This window comes from Rhizobium croatiense, from assembly GCF_019793465.1.
GTDB classification, from domain to species: Bacteria; Pseudomonadota; Alphaproteobacteria; order Rhizobiales; family Rhizobiaceae; genus Rhizobium; species Rhizobium croatiense.
The window spans coordinates 1-18718 of the sequence record NZ_JAILYJ010000021.1 but is presented as its reverse complement, the minus strand read 5'-3'; the positions used below and the strand labels follow the sequence as shown (position 1 = coordinate 18718).

The 18718-nt window shown below is 63.0% G+C and carries 20 protein-coding genes and 1 pseudogene; 12 read left to right on the top strand and 9 right to left on the bottom strand.

Translation table 11 applies throughout. The annotated features are described in order from the left end of the window. The first annotated feature begins 165 nt into the window (after positions 1 to 165). Positions 166 to 834, top strand: coding sequence for an NUDIX hydrolase (locus K6M89_RS26765; RefSeq protein WP_097580579.1), 669 nt, complete (start codon positions 166 to 168; stop codon positions 832 to 834). Positions 835 to 962: 128 nt separating this feature from the next. After that, on the top strand, positions 963 to 1604 hold the full coding sequence (locus tag K6M89_RS26760; protein ID WP_222141610.1) for a LysE family translocator: 642 nt from the start codon (positions 963 to 965) through the stop codon (positions 1602 to 1604). A gap of 1 nt (position 1605) precedes the next feature. Here the strand turns inward: K6M89_RS26760 and K6M89_RS26755 are convergent, their stop codons facing one another. Continuing rightward, positions 1606 to 2037, bottom strand: a complete 432-nt coding sequence (locus tag K6M89_RS26755) for a hypothetical protein (RefSeq protein WP_097580581.1) — start codon at positions 2035 to 2037, stop codon at positions 1606 to 1608. A gap of 225 nt (positions 2038 to 2262) precedes the next feature. Here K6M89_RS26755 and K6M89_RS26750 point away from each other — a divergent pair, with 225 nt between their 5' ends. The 4 genes from K6M89_RS26750 (at position 2263) to ppa (ending at position 7778) form a co-directional block, all read left to right on the top strand. Next, entirely contained in the window at positions 2263 to 4350 is a 2088-nt protein-coding gene (locus K6M89_RS26750; RefSeq protein ID WP_222141609.1) for a M3 family metallopeptidase, read from the top strand. 157 nt (positions 4351 to 4507) lie between these two features. Beyond that, the gene (gene typA, locus K6M89_RS26745; protein ID WP_012485506.1) at positions 4508 to 6328 is read left to right on the top strand and encodes a translational GTPase TypA; all 1821 of its coding nucleotides are present in this window, start codon (positions 4508 to 4510) and stop codon (positions 6326 to 6328) included. Positions 6329 to 6584: 256 nt separating this feature from the next. Further along, positions 6585 to 7091, top strand: coding sequence for a GNAT family N-acetyltransferase (locus K6M89_RS26740; protein WP_010027368.1), 507 nt, complete (start codon positions 6585 to 6587; stop codon positions 7089 to 7091). 150 nt (positions 7092 to 7241) lie between these two features. Further along, positions 7242 to 7778 (top strand): inorganic diphosphatase, encoded by a 537-nt coding sequence (ppa, locus tag K6M89_RS26735; protein ID WP_064683816.1) that lies wholly within the window; start codon positions 7242 to 7244, stop codon positions 7776 to 7778. 4 nt (positions 7779 to 7782) lie between these two features. Here the strand turns inward: ppa and K6M89_RS26730 are convergent, their stop codons facing one another. Together K6M89_RS26730 and K6M89_RS26725 are read right to left on the bottom strand one after the other, a co-directional pair. Further along, positions 7783 to 8094 carry a DUF167 domain-containing protein gene (locus K6M89_RS26730; protein WP_097580583.1) on the bottom strand — a complete coding sequence of 104 codons (312 nt, stop codon included), beginning with the start codon at positions 8092 to 8094 and terminating at the stop codon, positions 7783 to 7785. Further along, entirely contained in the window at positions 8091 to 8381 is a 291-nt protein-coding gene (locus K6M89_RS26725; RefSeq protein ID WP_097580584.1) for a YggT family protein, read from the bottom strand. The genes K6M89_RS26730 and K6M89_RS26725 overlap by 4 nt, the downstream gene beginning before the upstream one ends. Before the next feature lie 139 nt (positions 8382 to 8520). Here K6M89_RS26725 and K6M89_RS26720 point away from each other — a divergent pair, with 139 nt between their 5' ends. Beyond that, a complete protein-coding gene (locus K6M89_RS26720; protein WP_097580585.1) occupies positions 8521 to 9753 on the top strand; it encodes an MFS transporter in 1233 nt (410 codons plus the stop codon). Positions 9754 to 9786: 33 nt separating this feature from the next. On the opposite strand, the gene K6M89_RS26715 is transcribed toward K6M89_RS26720, so the two are convergent. From K6M89_RS26715 to hemC, 6 genes are all read right to left on the bottom strand, one after another. Next, positions 9787 to 10560, bottom strand: coding sequence for a glutamine amidotransferase (locus K6M89_RS26715; RefSeq protein WP_097580586.1), 774 nt, complete (start codon positions 10558 to 10560; stop codon positions 9787 to 9789). Then, positions 10529 to 11014 carry a tellurite resistance TerB family protein gene (locus K6M89_RS26710; protein WP_097580587.1) on the bottom strand — a complete coding sequence of 162 codons (486 nt, stop codon included), beginning with the start codon at positions 11012 to 11014 and terminating at the stop codon, positions 10529 to 10531. The genes K6M89_RS26715 and K6M89_RS26710 overlap by 32 nt, the downstream gene beginning before the upstream one ends. Positions 11015 to 11031: 17 nt before the next feature. Continuing rightward, entirely contained in the window at positions 11032 to 12639 is a 1608-nt protein-coding gene (locus tag K6M89_RS26705; RefSeq protein ID WP_222141608.1) for a heme biosynthesis protein HemY, read from the bottom strand. A gap of 4 nt (positions 12640 to 12643) precedes the next feature. Beyond that, a complete protein-coding gene (locus K6M89_RS26700; RefSeq protein ID WP_222141607.1) occupies positions 12644 to 13942 on the bottom strand; it encodes a COG4223 family protein in 1299 nt (432 codons plus the stop codon). Between the two features lie 68 nt (positions 13943 to 14010). Continuing rightward, complete coding sequence (locus tag K6M89_RS26695) at positions 14011 to 14718, bottom strand: uroporphyrinogen-III synthase (protein ID WP_222141606.1); 708 nt, start codon at positions 14716 to 14718, stop codon at positions 14011 to 14013. A 7-nt stretch (positions 14719 to 14725) separates the two neighbouring features. Then, positions 14726 to 15655, bottom strand: coding sequence for a hydroxymethylbilane synthase (gene hemC / locus K6M89_RS26690; protein WP_097580591.1), 930 nt, complete (start codon positions 15653 to 15655; stop codon positions 14726 to 14728). Between the two features lie 72 nt (positions 15656 to 15727). On the opposite strand from hemC, the gene tsaD reads away from it, so the two are divergent. The 5 genes and pseudogenes from tsaD to K6M89_RS31225 form a co-directional block, all read left to right on the top strand. Further along, complete coding sequence (tsaD, locus tag K6M89_RS26685) at positions 15728 to 16825, top strand: tRNA (adenosine(37)-N6)-threonylcarbamoyltransferase complex transferase subunit TsaD (RefSeq protein WP_222141605.1); 1098 nt, start codon at positions 15728 to 15730, stop codon at positions 16823 to 16825. After that, on the top strand, positions 16822 to 17805 hold the full coding sequence (locus tag K6M89_RS26680) for an NAD(P)H-dependent glycerol-3-phosphate dehydrogenase (RefSeq protein WP_222141604.1): 984 nt from the start codon (positions 16822 to 16824) through the stop codon (positions 17803 to 17805). The genes tsaD and K6M89_RS26680 overlap by 4 nt, the downstream gene beginning before the upstream one ends. A 10-nt stretch (positions 17806 to 17815) precedes the next feature. Further along, complete coding sequence (locus K6M89_RS26675) at positions 17816 to 18109, top strand: YciI-like protein (RefSeq protein WP_064683805.1); 294 nt, start codon at positions 17816 to 17818, stop codon at positions 18107 to 18109. Between the two features lie 3 nt (positions 18110 to 18112). Beyond that, positions 18113 to 18544, top strand: a complete 432-nt coding sequence (locus K6M89_RS26670) for an EVE domain-containing protein (RefSeq protein WP_064683804.1) — start codon at positions 18113 to 18115, stop codon at positions 18542 to 18544. A gap of 6 nt (positions 18545 to 18550) precedes the next feature. Further along, positions 18551 to 18718, top strand: a pseudogene (locus K6M89_RS31225) (methyltransferase); the annotation flags it as partial.

Below are 18718 nucleotides of genomic sequence, written 5' to 3'. Positions count from 1 at the left end.
TAACTCCTTTGGTGGCTGTCTTGGAGATCCGGCTCGGGCACCCCGCCGCCGTCGTCACAGACAAATATATAGACTTGCAAATTGCACTTTGCAAGTTGCTATTTGCAAATTGTCTTTTCCCGGACTGGCCGCTATGAGGCTACGAAGGGCGGCAGGAACATTCTGATGGCAGAGGCTGAATTCGCACGACCGATCGTGACGGTCGACATCGTCTTACTGACGCTACACGAAGGACGGCTCTGCGTGGCGTTGCTTGAGCGTCCCGCCGAGCCGTTTGTCGGCGATCCGGCGCTGATCGGCGGCTATGTGCACACGGATGAGGACGCCGACGCGGAGGCGGCGGTCCGGCGCATCCTTCGTTCCAAGGCAGGGGTCGAGGGCATATTCTTCGAGCAGCTCCGGACCTTCGCATCGGCACGACGAGATCCTCGCGACTGGTCGGTGTCGATCGCGTATTTTGCGCTGGTCCCACGGGGAGCTTTAGCAGGTGGCGCCAGTCTGCTGGAGTTGCGGCCAGTCGAGGCCGCAGGCAAGCTGCCCTTCGACCATAATGAAATCGTGGATGCCGCGTTGGAGCGGCTGCGCGGCAAAGGCGCCTATTCGACCATTCCGGCGAGGCTGCTTCCTGCCGTCTTTACGATGTCGGAACTGCAAGCAATCTATGAAACGGTGATGGGCGAACGGCTGGATCAAAGTGCCTTTCGCCGCAAGATCAACGATCTGGATCTGCTCGAGGTGGTCGAGGGCGAAAAACGCCAGACCGAGCGGGCCCGACGACCGACGACGCTCTATCGGCTGAAGACGCCGGTCGCCGTGTTCGACCGAAGAATTTGAGTGCATCAGTCGCCACCCATCGGATCGTGGGAACGAGCATGATGAAAATGTCGAGCGCGGGCGAGACGCTTCCCTTGACGGGTTGCCACGATCGCATAGTCTGCCCCAAACACCCTCGGAGCATTTCCATGACGCAGTCCCTGCTGTTCGGCGCCTTCCTGGCGGCGCTCTTCTACGTGCTCATCCCCGGACCCGCTTTCCTGCAGCTGCTCGGCATCGGCGCCGGGCAGGGGCGCAAGGCGGGTGCCTTCTTCATGATGGGGCACCTGGTGGGGGATCTGATCTGGTCGTCGCTGGCGCTGATCGCGATCGTCGGTGCGAAGACGATCGGGACCTTCGTCTTCGATCTGCTCGGCCTCGCCTGCGGTTTCTACCTTGCCTGGATCGGCTGGAGCGCCGTCAATGCCAAGCCGAAAGCGGAAGGGCAGCCGCTTGTCATGGTCGAGCGGCCGTTTCGCCGCGGCCTGATCTTCGGCGTCACCAATCCGAAGGGTTATCCGGTGGCGCTCGCCACCTTCACCGCCCTGGTCGCCGGCTCTGCCGGCGCGCTCGATTTCGAGGCGCTTCCGGTGCTTCTCGGCGTGTCCTTCCTGGGATTCGTGACGGCCGACATCATCCTGATCGGCATTATCGGCGCAGGCGCGGTGCGGCGCTTCTATCGCGCCCATGAACGGCTGATCGTGCGCTGCTCCGGCGTCCTCTTCATGGGCTTTGCCGCCCAGGCGCTATGGCACGCGACGCCCGGCCTCATCGGCTGGCGCAAGACCTGATTCAGCCGTCCAGGAAATTGACCACCGATTTCAGCGTCTGAACGTCGTTGGGATCGCCGATCGACATGGCGACTTGGAGCTGGTTCTTGTAATAATCGAGGAAATTGAAGCTCGTGCCGTCGGTGACGCCGGAGAGGTCGATGATGTTGCCGAGCGGATCGATTGCGTGCATCGGCAGAGGCTCGGAGATCGCGGCGTAGGTGTTCTGATCGATCACGCCGCTGTCGAAGCTTTGGCGCGCGTAAGTGCGCAGCTCTCCGGGGCTGACGGCAGTAAAATCAGGCCCCTCGCCGGGATTATCTTCGATCTGGAACGAGACGGGGGCCGGAGCCTTGATCTCGATGTGAATATCGGCAGTCTTCGAATTTTTTGCGTTATTAGGGTTGTTTTTAAATAGCAAACTCTGAGAAGACCGCAGGGAAAAAATTTCCATGGCGCATGTCCCCTGGCAGGAAGATCACCCGGAAACTAGCGCTTGCGCGTGATTCGCGTCAATCGTTAACAAATGGTTAATTCGCACGTGACAAAGCTTGTCCACCAATTTGGCTGACGTGCATCAGTTCGCTAGCGCGAGACAAAAGCCTGGCTGCCGAAACATACCAATCCATGGCGGCCCTCCTATATTGATCCTCCATTCGCATACAAAAGGAATTCTCCCATGCCCTCTCCCCATGATTTCAATCCGGCGCTCACCCACTGGGACGGCCTGCACGGCCTGCCGCGTTTCGACGCCATCGATGACGGCGATTTTGCTGCCGCCTTCGATGCGGCGCTGGCCGCGCATGAACAAGAAATCGACGAGATCGCCGGGAACAGCGATGCGCCGACCTTCGACAACACGGTCACGGCGCTGGAGATTGCCGGCGATGCGCTGTCGCGCGTTTCGGCGCTCTTCTGGAACAAGGCGGGTGCGCATACCAATGATGTGATCCAGGCGCTGGAGCGGGAAATCTCGCCGAAGATGTCGCGCCACTATTCGAAGATCGGCATGAATGCCGCGCTTTTTGCCCGCATCGACACGCTCTGGGAGAAGCGCGAGAGCCTCGGCCTGACGCTGGAACAGACGCGGGTGCTGGAACGCCATTGGAAGGGCTTCGTCAAATCGGGCGCCAAGCTCGAGAAGGCCGAGCAGGAGAGGCTTGCCGAAATCAACGAAAGGCTTGCCGGCCTCGGGACGCAATTCGGCCAGAACGTGCTGGCCGACGAAAAGGCCTGGGCCTTGGTGCTTTCCGATGGGCCCGAGCTCGACGGGTTGCCGGAATTCCTGCGCGACGCGATGGCTGCGGCGGCGCGCGAGCGCGGCGAGGAGGGCAGATTTGCGGTGACACTGTCACGTTCGATCATCGAGCCGTTCCTCACCTTCTCGGAGAGCCGGGATTTGCGCGAGCAGGCCTTCAAGGCCTGGGTGACGCGCGGCGAAAACGGCGGAGAGACGGACAATCGCACCGTCATTCGGGAAATGCTGGCGCTGCGCCATCAGGTAGCGAGCTTGCTCGGCTACGGCAATTTCGCGGAGCTGAAGCTCGACAACACCATGGCGAAGACGGCGGAAGCGGTGAACGGCCTGCTGAAAGCGGTCTGGGCGCGGGCGGTGAAGCGCGCCGGCGAGGAGGAGATCGACATCGCGGCGCTGATCGCCGAAGAGGGCCGGAACCACGAGGTGATGCCCTGGGACTGGCGCCACTATTCCGAAAAGATCCGGGCCCGGAAGTTCGATTTCTCCGAGGCCGAGCTCAAGCCCTATCTGCAACTCGAGAAGATCATCGAGGCCTGCTTCGACGTCGCCGGCCGGCTGTTCGGCATCCGTGCGGTCGAGAAGAAGGGCGTTGCCGCCTATCACCCTGACGTCAGAGTGTTCGAAATCAGGGACCGCGACGACAGGCTGGTCGCCCTGTTCCTCGGCGACTATTTCGCCCGTGGTTCGAAACGATCCGGCGCCTGGATGAGCTCGCTGCAGTCGCAGCACAAGCTCGAACTAAAGAACGGCCGCCATGGCGAATTGCCGATCATCTACAATGTCTGCAATTTCGCCAAGCCGGCCGAAGGCAAGCCGGCGCTGCTGTCGCTCGACGATGCGCGCACGCTGTTCCACGAATTCGGCCATGCGCTGCATGGCATGCTTTCGAATGTCACCTATCCCTCGGTTTCCGGCACCGGCGTCTCGCGCGATTTCGTCGAACTGCCGTCGCAGCTCTACGAGCACTGGCTGACCGTGCCCGATATCCTGAAGCGCTATGCCGTGCATTTCGAAACCGGCGAACCGATGCCGCAGGCGCTGCTCGACAAGGTGCTGGCGGCCCGCACCTTCAATGCCGGCTTCAACACCGTCGAGTTCACCTCGTCGGCGCTGGTCGATATGGCCTTCCATACGCGCGAGGCGGTCGACGACCCGATGGCGGTGCAGGCGGAGGTGCTGGCCGAGATCGGCATGCCGAAATCGATTGTCATGCGCCACGCCACACCGCACTTCCAGCACATCTTTTCCGGCGGTTATTCAGCCGGCTATTACTCCTACATGTGGTCCGAGGTGCTCGATGCCGACGCCTTTGCCGCCTTCGAGGAGACGGGCGACGCCTTCAACGGCGAGATGGCGCGCAAGCTCAAGGAAAACATCTATTCCGTCGGCGGCTCGGTCGATCCGGAAGATGCCTACAAGGCCTTCCGCGGCAAGCTGCCGAGCCCGGATGCGATGCTGGTCAAAAAGGGACTTTCGACCTTCGAGGAATTGACAGGCAGCGATGCCTAAGACAATTTGATGACAATCTGTGATGCGGCGGGGCGACGGCCTTGCCGCAGCTTTTGCGCGTTTCCCCCTTTCGCAAGCGCAAAAAAAACTGTATGGACGCCCCAAACTAATAGGCGCGTCCTCATGAGCGTGCGCCCCAGCCTCAGAGATTTCACATATGGCACTTCGCAATATCGCGATCATCGCGCACGTTGACCATGGCAAGACGACCCTGGTGGATGAGCTTCTCAAGCAGTCCGGCTCGTTCCGCGAAAATCAGCGCGTAGCCGAACGCGTGATGGACTCGAACGATCTCGAAAAAGAACGCGGCATCACCATTCTCGCCAAGGCGACCTCGGTCGAGTGGAAGGGTGTCCGCATCAACATCGTCGATACTCCCGGCCACGCCGACTTCGGCGGTGAAGTCGAGCGCATTCTCTCGATGGTGGACGGTGCGATCGTTCTCGTCGATGCCTCCGAAGGCCCGATGCCGCAGACGAAGTTCGTCGTCGGCAAGGCGCTGAAGGTCGGCCTTCGTCCGATCGTCGCAATCAACAAGATCGACCGCCCGGACGGCCGCCACGAAGAAGTCATCAACGAAGTCTTCGACCTCTTCGCCAATCTCGACGCGACCGACGAGCAGCTCGACTTCCCGATCCTCTACGGTTCGGGCCGCGACGGCTGGATGAACGTCAATCCTGAGGGACCGAAGGATCAGGGTCTTGCGCCGCTTCTCGACCTGGTGCTCAAGCATGTTCCGGAGCCGACCGTCGAAGAAGGCCCGTTCCGGATGATCGGCACGATCCTCGAAGCCAACCCCTTCCTCGGCCGCATCATCACCGGCCGCATCGCATCGGGCTCGATCAAGCCGAACCAGGCCGTCAAGGTTCTCGGCCAGGACGGCAAGCTGATCGAAACCGGCCGAATCTCCAAAATTCTCGCCTTCCGCGGCATCGAGCGCACGGCAATCGATGAAGCTCATGCGGGCGACATCGTCGCGATCGCCGGCCTCTCCAAGGGTACGGTCGCAGACACCTTCTGCGATCCGGCCGTCTCGGAAGCCATGAAGGCGCAGCCGATCGACCCGCCGACGGTGACCATGTCCTTCATCGTCAACGACAGCCCGCTGGCGGGCACCGAGGGCGACAAGGTGACTTCACGCGTCATCCGCGACCGTCTCTTCAAGGAAGCGGAAGGCAACGTCGCCCTGAAGATCGAAGAAGCCGAAGGCAAGGATTCGTTCTACGTCTCCGGCCGCGGCGAACTTCAGCTCGCCGTTCTCATCGAAACCATGCGTCGCGAAGGCTTCGAGCTTGCCGTGTCGCGTCCGCGCGTTGTCATGCACAAGGATGAAAGCGGCCAGCTGCTGGAGCCGATCGAGGAAGTCGTCGTCGACGTCGACGAAGAACATTCCGGTGTCGTCGTGCAGAAGATGTCGGAGCGCAAGGCCGAAATGGTCGAGCTGCGTCCGTCGGGCGGCAATCGTCTTCGCCTGCGTTTCTACGCACCGACCCGCGGCCTGATCGGCTACCAGTCGGAGCTGCTGACGGATACGCGCGGCACGGCGATCATGAACCGGCTGTTCCACGACTACCAGCCCTATAAGGGTGCGATCGGCGGTCGCGTCAATGGCGTGCTGCTCGCCAACGCAGCCGGCGAAGCCGTCGCCTATGCGATGTTCAACCTGGAAGATCGCGGCCCAATGATCATCGAGCCGGGCGAAAAGGTCTATGCCGGCATGATCATCGGCATCCATTCGCGCGACAACGACCTTGAAGTCAACGTCCTGAAGGGCAAGCAGCTCACCAACATCCGCGCGGCCGGCAAGGATGAAGCGGTGAAGCTGACGCCGCCGATCCGCATGACGCTTGATCGCGCGCTCTCCTGGATCCAGGACGACGAGCTGATGGAAGTGACGCCGAAGAATATTCGTCTGCGCAAGATGTATCTCGACGCAAACGATCGCAAGCGTTTCGAAAAGTCGAAAGCGGCTCTCTGAGAGCGCAATGCATGTCGCCCGGAAGTGTGCAGCGGTTCCGGGATAACGACATGCATAAACAAAGAGAGACACTCTCTGAAAACCCCGGCCTTCGAGCCGGGGTTTTTTATTGTGCGCTGCGCTGATTCCGACTTGTGACAATCGTTAAAAAAGCGTTAAAATTTATTCGTCGTCCACATATCAAGTCTGTGGGCAATCGAGCCGAATGCGTCATCGCGTATGGTTAATTGCCCCCGGCAGGACCAGAGTAAACGTTATGAAGACGTTGTCGATCGATGTCCGGCGGGCCGAACCGCACGATGCCCGAGCCATATCGGAAACCCATAGGCTCGCCTGGCAGCACACTTACGCAGGCATCATTCCGCATCGCGCCCTGACACAGATGATCGAGCGACGCGGCGAAAACTGGTGGCGCAAGGCAACGCGCGGACCTGCGACATTGCTGGTTCTCGATGTCGCCGGAACGGTCGCCGGTTATGCGACGCTCGGGCTCAACCGCGCCCGCGCTCTGCCGCAGGAAGGCGAGATCTACGAGCTCTACCTTCGTCCCGAATATCAGGGCATCGGTCTCGGCCGTATGCTGTTCGGCGAGGCGCGCCGGCTGTTGAAGTCACTCGGCTGCAATGGGCTGGTCGTCTGGTGCCTCGAGGAAAACGAGACCGCCAGCCGCTTCTACCGCCATCACGGCGGGATTGATTTCTGCGAAGGCATGGAAAATTTCGACCACAAGCAGTTGAAGAAAATCGGCTTCATCTGGAACTGAGCCATCCAGCCTGCAGTTCGCTCATCTCCTGCTAGAATTTTGATGTGGTTGGGTTGCCGCCGCCATCACGCATTGGTGATCTCCAATGTTGCGTTGCCGCATGAAACTGATTATCTGGCTGCGAGCAATTCAACCTCGCAGGAGTTTCGTATGCGCATCGACGCCGTTTCCATCGGTAATAATCCCCCTGAAGACGTCAACGTTATTGTCGAGGTTCCGGTCGGCGGTCATCCGATCAAGTATGAAATGGACAAGGACGCCGGCACGCTGGTCGTCGATCGCTTCCTCTATACGCCGATGACCTATCCGGGCAATTACGGTTTCGTGCCGCACACGCTGTCTGAGGACGGCGACCCGATCGACGTGCTGATCGCCAGCACCCGCCCGCTCGTTCCCGGCTGCGTCATCAACGTGCGCCCGATCGGCGTCCTGAAGATGGAAGACAACTCGGGCAAGGACGAGAAGATCATTGCCGTGCCGTCGCCGAAGCTGACGCTGCGCTATGAGAAGGTGAAGGATTATACCGATCTTCCCGAGATCACGCTGAAGCAGATCGAGCACTTCTTCGAGCATTACAAGGATCTGGAGCCGGGCAAGTGGGTGAAGATCTTCGGCTGGGGCGATTCCGGCGAAGCCGGCGCCCTTATCCTCGAGGCCATCGAGCGTGCCAAGAAGACGAAAGGCTGATCGTTCAGCCTGAAAGTGTTTCGAGCTTTTTTGCCAAATCCTCCGGGTCACCCTCGATCCGGAGGATTTTTTTGCGCGCAGTTTCGCCGGAAACGACGCTGACGCTGGATTTGGCAACGCCGACCGATTTGGAAACGAGCGCGATCAGGGCCTTATTGGCCTTTCCCTTTTCCGGAACGGCGGTGACGCGCGCCTTCAGATAAGCCTCGCCTTCGCTGTCCGTCTCAATGCCGTCGAACGCGTTGCGCCCGCCATTCGGCGTCAGCCGAACAGTCAAGCGCAGATGATCAGCGAAGAGCCTCCAGGGAGGGCTCAAGCGACCAGCGGATAGACTGTCGTCCAAAGGAAGGTGCGCAGGAAGAAGATGATCACCAACAGGATGATCGGCGAAATGTCGATGCCGCCGAGGTTCGGCAGCCGACGACGGATCGGCTTCAGCACCGGCTCGGTGACATTATAGAGGAACATGCCGACCGAGTTGACGAACTGGTTGCTGGAATTGATGACGTTGAACGCATAGAGCCAGGAGAAAACGGCGCTGGCGATCAGGATCCACGTATAAATATTCAAAACCAAATCAATGGTTTGAAACAAGGCAAACATCGTCGTCTCCAATTGGTTGTTGACAGACATGTAGACATTGGCAACTAAACGAGCAAGTGCCGTGTGGGAACGCAGGGCAAATCATGTTTAACGGGCGGCCTCGCAACCATTCCGGCGCCCGCTTCCTCGGACAAGGCTCATGTCGTTTTCGCCCACCGGAGACCGTTTTGCCGCGTTCCGGCATTCGTCTTACACCCGCTTCTTCTTCGCCCGCTTTCTGCTCTCCTTCTCGCAGCAGATCGTCAGTGTCGCCGTCGGCTGGCAGATGTACGACCAGACGGGCAAGGCGATCTATCTCGGCCTGATCGGCCTCGTGCAGTTCCTGCCGTCGCTGCTGCTCATCCTCGTCACCGGTTCGGTGGCCGACCGGCACAACCGCCGAGCCATCGCAGCGTTGTGCTCGCTGGTGAGCGCGCTCTGCACGCTGGCGCTGCTCATCATGACGGCGACCGAAACCTTCGCGCCCTGGCCGGTCTTTGCGGTGCTGCTGATCTTCGGCATCGAACGCGCCTTCATGTTGCCGGCGGTGCAGTCCCTCGCGCCCAATCTCGTGCCGGAGCATGCACTTTCGAACGCGATCGCCTGGAATTCATCGTCCTGGCAGCTTGCGGCGATCACCGGACCGGTGATGGGCGGCCTGCTTTATGGTGTCAGCGCGACGACCGCCTATACGGTGGCGGTGATCTTTTCCATTCTCGGCGCGGGCCTTCTCTTCATGATCCCGAAGCCGGTGCAGAAGACGGTGGGTGAGGCCAAGAACTGGGCGATGATCCTCGGCGGCTTCAGTTTCATCCGCGCCGAAAAGGTCGTGCTCGGCGCGATTTCGCTCGATCTCTTTGCCGTACTGCTCGGCGGCGCCACCGCGCTGATGCCGATCTTCGCCCGGGATATCCTGACGCTTGGCCCCTGGGGCCTCGGACTGTTGCGCGCAGCACCGGGGCTTGGCGCCATCGTCATGGCGATTTTTCTGGCCGCCTACCCGCTGAAGCACCGTGCCGGCATCTACATGTTCATCGGCGTCGCCCTGTTCGGCCTCGGAACCATCGTCTTCGGGGTCTCGACCAACACCGAAGTCTCGATCGCCGCACTGGCGCTGATGGGGGCGGCGGACATGGTGTCGGTCTATGTGCGCGAGAGCCTGATTGCACTGTGGACCCCGGATCAGCTGCGCGGCCGCGTCAATGCGGTCAACATGGTCTTCGTCGGCGCCTCGAACGAGCTCGGGGAATTCAGGGCGGGCACGATGGCCTCGATCTTCGGCGCGGTGCCGGCGGTCGTCATCGGCGGCATCGGAACCCTGGTCGTGGCAGCGATCTGGGCGTCGAGCTTCCCGAAACTGCGCAGGATCGACACGCTCGACGCGCCTGCATAGCGTAAGAAGGTCGCATCCTGCGGAGGTGCGCTCCTATGCAGGAAGCGTGATCGGGTGCGCCGCTTTTGCGGTCTTTCCCTCGAAGACGAGATCGAGGAATTCGGTCAGCCAGGCTCTCAGCGGCGCGTCGAACAGCATGCGGCCTTCGAGATGTTCGCGGCCCTGCTGGGCGTTCGGCAGGATGAAGCGATGGGCGCCGTGCACGACCCAGCGATGCATCATCACCCGGGTGAGTTCGGCATGGAATTGCAGGCCCCAGGCGTTGCCGTCGTAGCGGAAGGCCTGGTTCGGATAGGCATCGCCTTCGGCCAGGAGATCGGCGCCGTGCGGCAGCTCGAAACCCTCGCGGTGGAAATGATATACCATCTTCGGCCAGTGCATCAGCAGCCGGCCTCTCTCGGTCGGGCGCAGCGGATACCAGCCGATCTCGGTCGAGCCGTCGGTATTCGCCTGCACCTTGCCGCCGAGATGATGCACCAGCATCTGCGCACCGAGGCAGATGCCGAGAAAGGGACGTTTTTCCCGCAGCGGAATTTTGATCCAGTCGATCTCCTTCTTGATGAAGTCGTCAGGATCATTGGCGCTCATCGGCCCGCCGAAGACGACGGCGCCGGCATGATCTTCGAGCGTTGCCGGAAGCGGCTCGCCGAGCACCGGTCGGCGGATGTCGAGGCGGTAGCCCTTTTCGACGAGCAGCTGACCGACACGGCCGGGGCTCGATCGCTCCTGATGCAGGACGATGAGGATCGGACGCTCGTCGCGGTGCTGAATTCGCTCAGTCGGAATCATCTTGCAAAACCCGGACATCCGTCACCCTGGCGGCGGCCTCCTGCCGTTTCTGGATCCGCTCGCGCGCGGAAACGCCCAGCAGATCGGCGATACGCCAGATCACATGATCTTCCATCTCGCTACGTTCGCCATCGGCATAGACGATGTCCCAGAGGATGCCGATCAGCTCCAGCCGTTGCTCGGTGTTCAGGTGGCGCTTCAGGTCGGAAGTGAAGCGATAATAGTCGACCGCGGTGCTTTCGGCCTCGAGACCGGCGGCCATCAGGGCGTCGAGCTGTTTGCCGTCGAGCGCATATTGTTCCTTCAGGAGCTTGCGCAGTCGCTTCTTCTCGCTGGCCTTGATCTGCCCGTCGGCCTCCATGACCTGCATGCACAGCGCCGCCACCGCGATGCGCGGATCATCCGGGGCGAAACCCTTCCTGGGGTGGTCGGCGGTCAGCTTCTGAAAGAATGCCTGAAAGCGTTCGAACATGCGGTTTTCGTTCCATTTCAGAAAAGGCGAAGCCGTGTCTTGGGTTCCGGTTCCGCCCTGGAATCGCGAACGCCGGGATCATCCGGCAGCCCGCCAAAGAAGGGCTTTGCTTCGTTCGGCACCGGCGCTTTATCGCCGGCGACCGGTTCGACGGGTTTCGGCTTTGCCGGCGCTGGCGCGGGGCGCACGGCCTCGGCGATCGTCGCGGCGCGTTCCAGCTCGATGATGCGGTGATCGTTGACCGGGCTTTCCGGCCTGACGTCGCGCAGCGGCGGCAGGGTCTTCAGGGCAGTTTCGATCGCGGCGGGCGCCGAACCGTCTTCGAGCGGACCCTCGATCTGGCCGAAAGGCGCCTTCCATTCGAAGGCATCGAGACGGCCGGTGACGGGCGACACCGGCAGCCATTTGTCGGAGACGAAGCCGTCCGCCACCCAGGCCGGATCACGCGGAGCCTTCAGCGCCTGGGCCAGCCAGTGGCGCACGCGGCCCTGGTCGCCGGTCTCGGCCTCCTCGATGTCGGCAAGCAGCAGGAAGGCGGCTTCACGCGGCTCGATGCGCGCCGCCGCTTCCGCCTTGGCGCGGGCCTTGGCGAATTCCTGCGCGTCGAGCGCGGCCTGGGCGACGACGAGGAGGGATTCGACATTGTTCGGGCGCAGCGCCTCCAGCCGCTCGGCGCGCTTCAGCCGGTCGAGCGTGGAATCACCGCTGCGGGCTCTGACATAGGTCTGGCCGATCTCGGGATGCGGCGCCGATTTCCATGCCTGTTCGAGGATCGAAGCGGCCTTGCGCAGGCCGCCTTCGCGGAACAAGGCCTTGGCGGCGATGAGGGCGGCCGGGACAAAGTCAGCGGCGAGCTTCAGCGCCTGCAGCGCGTCGTCGCGTGCGCCGGCCGGGTTGCCTTCCAGCTTCTCGGTGGCGCGCGCCGTCAACAGCACCGCGTGTAGGCGGTTGGCTTCGGTCTTTTCGACGACCCGGGCGGCCTTCTGCTGTTCGAGCAGCCGGATCGCATCGTCCCAGCGGCCGGCCTGGCTGCGATATTCGAGCGTCGCCTGGGCGGCCCAGGGCAGATAAGGCGCGTTGTCGGCAGCCTTCTCGGCATATTGGCGGGCGGCATCGTTGGCGCCGAGACGGCGGGCTTCGAGATAGAGGCCGCGCAGGCCGAGCTCGCGCGTTTCCGGGTCGTTGGCCATGGCCTCGAACTTGGCGCGCGCCTCGTCGTGGCGGCCTTCGATCAGGGCGGCCTGGGCTTCGAGCAGGTTGATCAGCGGCTCCTGATCGGCGCGGATGAGACCGCGCGAGCGGGCCGCCATCTTGCGGGCAAGGAGCGCATTGCCGGCGCCGGCCGCGATCAGGCCGGTCGACAGCGCCTGGTAGCCGCGGTCGCGCTTGCGGGCGCGGAAATAACGCGTCACCGAATGCGGCGAGGTCCAGATCAGGCGAACGAACCACCAGACGATCATCACGGCGGCGATCAGAGCGATGATCGCGCTCACTGCGACGATCAGCTTCGTCTGGTAGAGCTGGCCTTCCCAGATCAGCGAGAGATCGCCGGGACGATCGGCGAACCAGGAGAAGCCATAGGCGAGAAGCAATACGAGCAGGGCGAAGACAACGAGTCTGATCATGTTCTCAGCCCTCCTTGCCGGCGCCGCTGACCGCTTTCGACAGCGCCCCGCCGACCAGTTCCTCGACCCGAATGCGCGCCTCCAGCGACTGCTTGAAGGCGGCGGACGCCTGCTTTCCGGGAGCCGGCAGAGCATTCCATTCGGCGGAAGCACCGGGCAGGTCGCCGTTCTTCACCTTATCCTCCATGCGGGCGGCGATCGCTTCGACGCTTTCGCCCTCGATATTGCCAACGGGACGGACGGTCACCAGCGATTTTGCGCTCGCCATCAGCCGGTCCGACCAGCTCTGGTTCGGATCCGGCTGGTTAACGGCTTCGATGATCGCGGTCGCAACGTCGGGAACCTGACGCACGAGCTCGGTGCGCGAGGGAATGCCGGTCTCGGCAAAGCTACGCAGGTCGGCGACGGCAGGATCGTCGGGCGCGACGCCGGCGAAGGTCTCGAGTTCAGCGAGGAACGGGCCGCCGCGATCGATCGCCGCCTTGAGGGCGGCTGCCGCGATCGCTCGGGCGACGGCGACATCCTGGCGCGGTTCGTTCAGCTTCTTTTCGGCTTCCTCGAGGCGCTTGGCGATATCGGCGCCATTGCTCGTCTGCTGCTCGGAGGACTGGGCAAGTGTGGCGCGCAACTGATCGACCTGGCCGCTGAGCTCGGCAATCTTCTGGTTGAGCGCCTCGACATTTGCCGAATCGGCCGGCGTCGCCACTGCGGGGTTTTTCGCAGCCGCTTCCAGCGCCGCGAGGCGTGTCTCAAGCGCGCCGTCGCCGGTGCCTACGGGATTGGCGGCCAGATTGGCGACGGTCTGTTTCAGGCCGTCGATCTCACCGGAAAGATCGGCGATGTCAGGCGATGCCGTCTGCGGCGCCGAGGTACCCGGAAGGTATCCGGCATATTCAATGGCGCCTGCGCCAAGCAGCGCCACGAGACCGCCGAAGATGCCGGCGGCTATCAGACCGGAAGTGCCGGCGCCCCGCGGCGCCTGCTGTTCTGGAGCGGGCGTGAAGGAAGGTTCCGGAGCTGCCGGCTCCTCTTCTCGCGCATCCGTTCCGGGCTGGCCTTCGAATTCCGGCTGTTCCTGTTCGGCGCGTTCATGCTCGGGCTGCGACGCCGCTTCGGTTTCGGGCGTCACGCCGGCCTCGGCGGGGCTGTTGTCGGTATCGCCGACATCATTTTCTACCGGCTTTTCGGTATCGGCTGCAGAGGCGAAATCCTGTGCTTCTAGGTCGATCGTGACCGGCTCGTCGGCGCTCTTCGAATGGCGTGGCGGGTTTCCCGATACCATGAGGTCCTCTTTATCCTGCATTGCAACGAAACTAGACAGTGATGCCAATTAAGGGAAGAGGTTAGATCAAATTTGGGCGGCCAGGGCATTCAAAGCAGCGACAAAAGGCTTATCTCATCCGGCATCGGCGAAATCGTCACGCTTCCCTTCAGGAAAGTCGGAATGGCCTGCGCCACCGCCTCGCTGAGGCAGAGGAGGCGGATTCCGCCCTGTTCGGAGAGAACTGATCGCAGCTCTGCCACCTGAAAGAAATCTTCGGCTGTCTGCCGGGAATAGAACAGAACGGCATCCGGGCGATGGCCCGAAAAAATCGCCCCGATGTCGGCCGGGCCGGGAGCGACCGGCTGCATGCGATAACATTCGGCGACGGAAAAGCGGATGCCGAGTTCACGCAGTCTGCCTTCGAAGGTTTCGGCGCGCGGCATGCCGGCGAGATAGAGCAACGTCCCCGTTTTTTGCGCGGCGACGAGATCGGCGAGATCGCGGCCGTTGCCCGAAGAGGCGGTGACGGACCGGAAGCCAAGGCGCCGCGCCGCTTGCGCCGTCATCTGGCCGACCGCAAAAATCGGACGGTCAAGGTGCGGACCAAGTGTCTCGCCGAGAGCCGACAGCACCCTCATGGCTTCGGCGCTCGTCACCGCGATCGCGCCGCTGGTGGCGGCAAGCGCGCCGGCGGCTGCGGCACTGTCATGTTGTGGTCGACGCAGGGGCAGCAGCAGCGGCTCGTGGCCCATGTCGCGCAGACGTTGTGCGGTTGTCTCGGCCGAATGCGCGGGGCGGGTGACGAGCACGCGCATGGCCGCTTCAGTGCCAGTCGTCGAAGAAGGCGCTGCCGGCCCTTGCGCGCACGTCCTGGCCGGCGCGGGTGCCGAGGGCGGCCGCATCGCGGCGATGTCCGTCGGTCGTCACGGCATGCTGGCTGCGGCCGTCGGGTGTGATGATCAGGCCGGAGAAGCGGATGAGGTCGCCCTCACAGACAGCATAGCCGCCGATCGGCGTGCGGCAGGAACCGTCGAGGGCGGCGAGGAAAGCGCGTTCGCAGGAGACGGTGTCGAAGGTGGCGGCGTCATTGACCGCCGCCACCAGGTCGTCGATCCTCGTATCGCCGACGCGGCTTTCGATGCAGATCGCTCCCTGGGCCGGCGCCGGCGGGAAGGTGTCGGGATCGAGGATATCGGTCAGCAGCTCGACCTTGCCGAGACGTTTGAGGCCTGCAAGCGCCAGCAGGGTTGCATCTACCTGACCCTCTTCGAGTTTGCGCAGCCGGGTTTCGACCGACCCGCGGAAGGTTATAACGTTGATGTCGGGCCGCATGCGGCGGATCAGCGCCTGGCGGCGCAGCGACGAGGAGCCGACGGTGGCGCCATGCGGCAGGTCGATCAGCTTGGGCGCGGTGCGGCCGACGACGGCGTCGCGGATATCCTCGCGCGGCAGATAGGCGGAGAGATGAAGACCGTCCGGCAGGTGCGTCGACATGTCCTTGGTGGAGTGCACGGCGAAATCCAGCTCGCCCGAGACAAGCTTCTGTTCGAGCTCCTCGGTGAAGAGGCCTTTGCCGCCGATCTCGGCCAGCGGCCGGTCGGTGATGCGATCGCCCTTGGTCGACAGCACGACGATCTCGAACATCTCTTCGGGCAGGCCATGCGCTGCCATCAGCCTGTCGCGGGCCTCATGCGCCTGGGCGAGCGCCAGCGGGCTGCCCCGCGTGCCGATCCGGAAAGGTTTTATTTGCATCCGCTCTGTTCCGTTGTTACCGGAGTTCTCGTAACCGGGTTTCGGCCCCATCGCAATGAACGAACAGGCCTTATGGTTCCCTTTCTGCGCATCCTTGGCATCGAGACGAGTTGCGACGAGACCGCCGCGGCGGTCGTCGAGCGCGATGCGGAGGGGCATTCCAGAATACTCTCCGACGTGGTGCTTTCCCAGCTCGATGAGCACAGCGCCTATGGCGGCGTGGTGCCGGAGATCGCCGCGCGCGCCCATGTCGAGGCGCTGGACGAGCTGATCGAGGCGGCGCTGAAGCGCGCCAATGTGTCGCTGGCCGATGTCGACGCCATCGCCGCGACGTCGGGGCCGGGGCTGATCGGCGGGCTGCTGGTGGGATTGATGACCGGCAAGGCGATTGCCAAGGCCGCCGGCAAGCCGCTCTATGCGGTCAACCATCTCGAAGGCCATGCGCTGACGGCGCGGCTGACCGACGGGCTTTCCTTTCCCTATCTGATGCTGCTCGTCTCCGGCGGTCATACCCAGCTCATCCTGGTGCGCGGCGTCGGAGATTACGAGCGCTGGGGCACGACGATCGACGATGCGCTCGGTGAAGCCTTCGACAAGACGGCGAAACTGCTCGGCCTGCCCTATCCCGGCGGCCCGGCGGTGGAACGCATGGCGCGGGACGGCAATGCCGGCCGCTTCGATTTTCCGCGGCCGTTGGTCGGCGAGACAAGGCTCGACTTCTCCTTCTCCGGCCTGAAGACGGCCGTGCGGCAGGCGGCGCAGGAGATCGCGCCGCTCAGCGATCAGGACGTGGCGGATATCTGCGCTTCGTTCCAGCGGGCGATTTCGCGCACGCTGAAGGACCGCATCGGCCGCGGTCTGCAGCGTTTCAAGGCGGAGTTGCCGGCGACCGGAGGGACGCCGGCGCTCGTCGTTGCCGGCGGTGTCGCCGCCAATCTCGAACTGCGGGCGACGCTGCAGGGGCTTTGCGACAAGAACGGCTTCCGCTTCATCGCGCCGCCGCTGAGCCTCTGCACCGACAATGCGGTGATGATCGCCTGGGCGGGCCTGGAGCGGATGGCCATAGGTATTGCGCCCGATCCGCTCGACGTGCAGCCGCGTTCGCGCTGGCCGCTCGATGCCAATGCCGAAAGGCTGATCGGCTTTGGAAAGAGAGGAGCCAAGGCATGAGCGAAAAAATCGCCGTCATCGGATCTGGCGCTTTCGGAACGGCGCTTGCCGCCGTCATCGCCCTTGCCGGCCGCAGCGCGGTGATACTTGTCGGACGCAATCCGTCACTGATAGCCGATCTCAAGGCCGAGCGTCTGCATGATGCCGTGCTGCCGGGCATTGCCCTGCCGGAATCGCTCGAATTTTCCGCCGAGGCGGAGGCGATCGCCGGCGCCTCCATCGTGCTTTTTGCGATGCCGTCGCAGACGCAGGCCGATGCGGCGCGGCAATATGGCCCCTATCTGTCGAAAGATGCCGTCGTCGTCACCTGCGCCAAGGGCATCGAGCGGGCGACGGGCAATCTGTTGACCGACATGCTGGAGCGGGAGCTGCCGGACCATCCGGTGGCGGTGCTCTCCGGCCCCGGTTTTGCCGCCGACATCGCCAAAGGCCTGCCGACGGCGATGGCGATCGCGGCGGCGGATATGGAGACCGCCGAGCGGCTCGCCCAGGCGATATCGGGCCGCACCTTCCGGCTCTACGCTTCCAGCGACCGCATCGGCGTGCAGCTCGGCGGTGCGCTGAAGAATGTGCTGGCGATCGCCTGCGGCATCGTCGAGGGCCGTGGCATCGGCGAATCCGCCCGTGCGGCGTTGATTGCCCGTGGCCTCGCGGAAATGTCGCGCTTCGTCGTCGCCAAAGGCGGCCAGGCGGATACGGTGCGCGGGCTCTCCGGCCTCGGCGACCTGGTGCTGACGGCGACCAGCCATCAATCGCGCAACCTGCGCTTCGGCATCGCGCTCGGGCGCGGCGAAAAGGCCGACCCGCTGCAGGGCGCGTTGGTGGAAGGGGCGCTCGCCGCCTCGGTCGCCTCGCGGCTTGCCGCGGAGCTTTCGATCAGCATGCCGATCACCGACGCCGTTTCCGCCATCATCGACGGCAGGCTCGATATATCGGACGCCATAGAGCAGTTGATGACGCGTCCCATCACCACCGAATAGGAGAACAGACATGCTTTTCGCCCTGCTCTGCAAGGACAAGCCGGGACATCTGAACGTCCGCATGGAGACGCGGCCGACGCATCTTGCTTATCTCGACAAGCTCAATGCCGAAGGCAAGCTCTCGATGGCCGGTCCCTTCCTCGACGACGAAGGCAAGGCCTGCGGCAGTCTGGTGCTTGTCAAGGCGGAGACGGCGCAGGAGGCAAAGGCGCTCGCCGATGCCGACCCCTACGCCCAGGCCGGGCTGTTCGAAAGCGTTGAGATCAAGCCCTTCAACTGGGTCTTCAACAAGCCGGAGGCTTAAAGCATGGCGCATTGGCTGTATAAGTCCGAACCTGCCTCCTGGTCCTGGGAGCAGCAGAAGGCCGCCGGTGAAAAAGGCACGGAATGGACGGGCGTGCGCAATTATCTGGCGCGCAACAATATGCGAGCGATGCAGATCGGCGACAAGGGGTTCTTCTATCACTCCAATGACGGGCTGGAGATCGTCGGCATCGTCGAAGTCTGTGCCCTGTCGCATCCCGATTCTACCGCCAAGGGAGATCCGAAGTGGGATTGCGTCGACATCCGCGCCGTCATGGACATGCCGAAGCCGGTGACGCTGAAGGACGTCAAAGCGAGCGAGAAGCTTGCCAAGATGTCGCTCGTCACCTCCATGCGCCTTTCCGTGCAGCCGGTAACCGACGACGAGTGGGCCGAAGTCTGCCGCATGGGCGGGCTCGACAATCCGCCGCGCTGACGACCTTTGAAAACCGATCCGGAAGCCTTCATCCGCGCCAATACCAGTCTGATGGCGCCACCGCATGTGCCGGAGATTTCGCTCCACCTGGCCAGCGAGGCGCATGAACTCTGGCTGAAGACCGAGGAGGAGCTGGAAGCCATCGGCCTGCCGCCGCCCTTCTGGGCTTTTGCT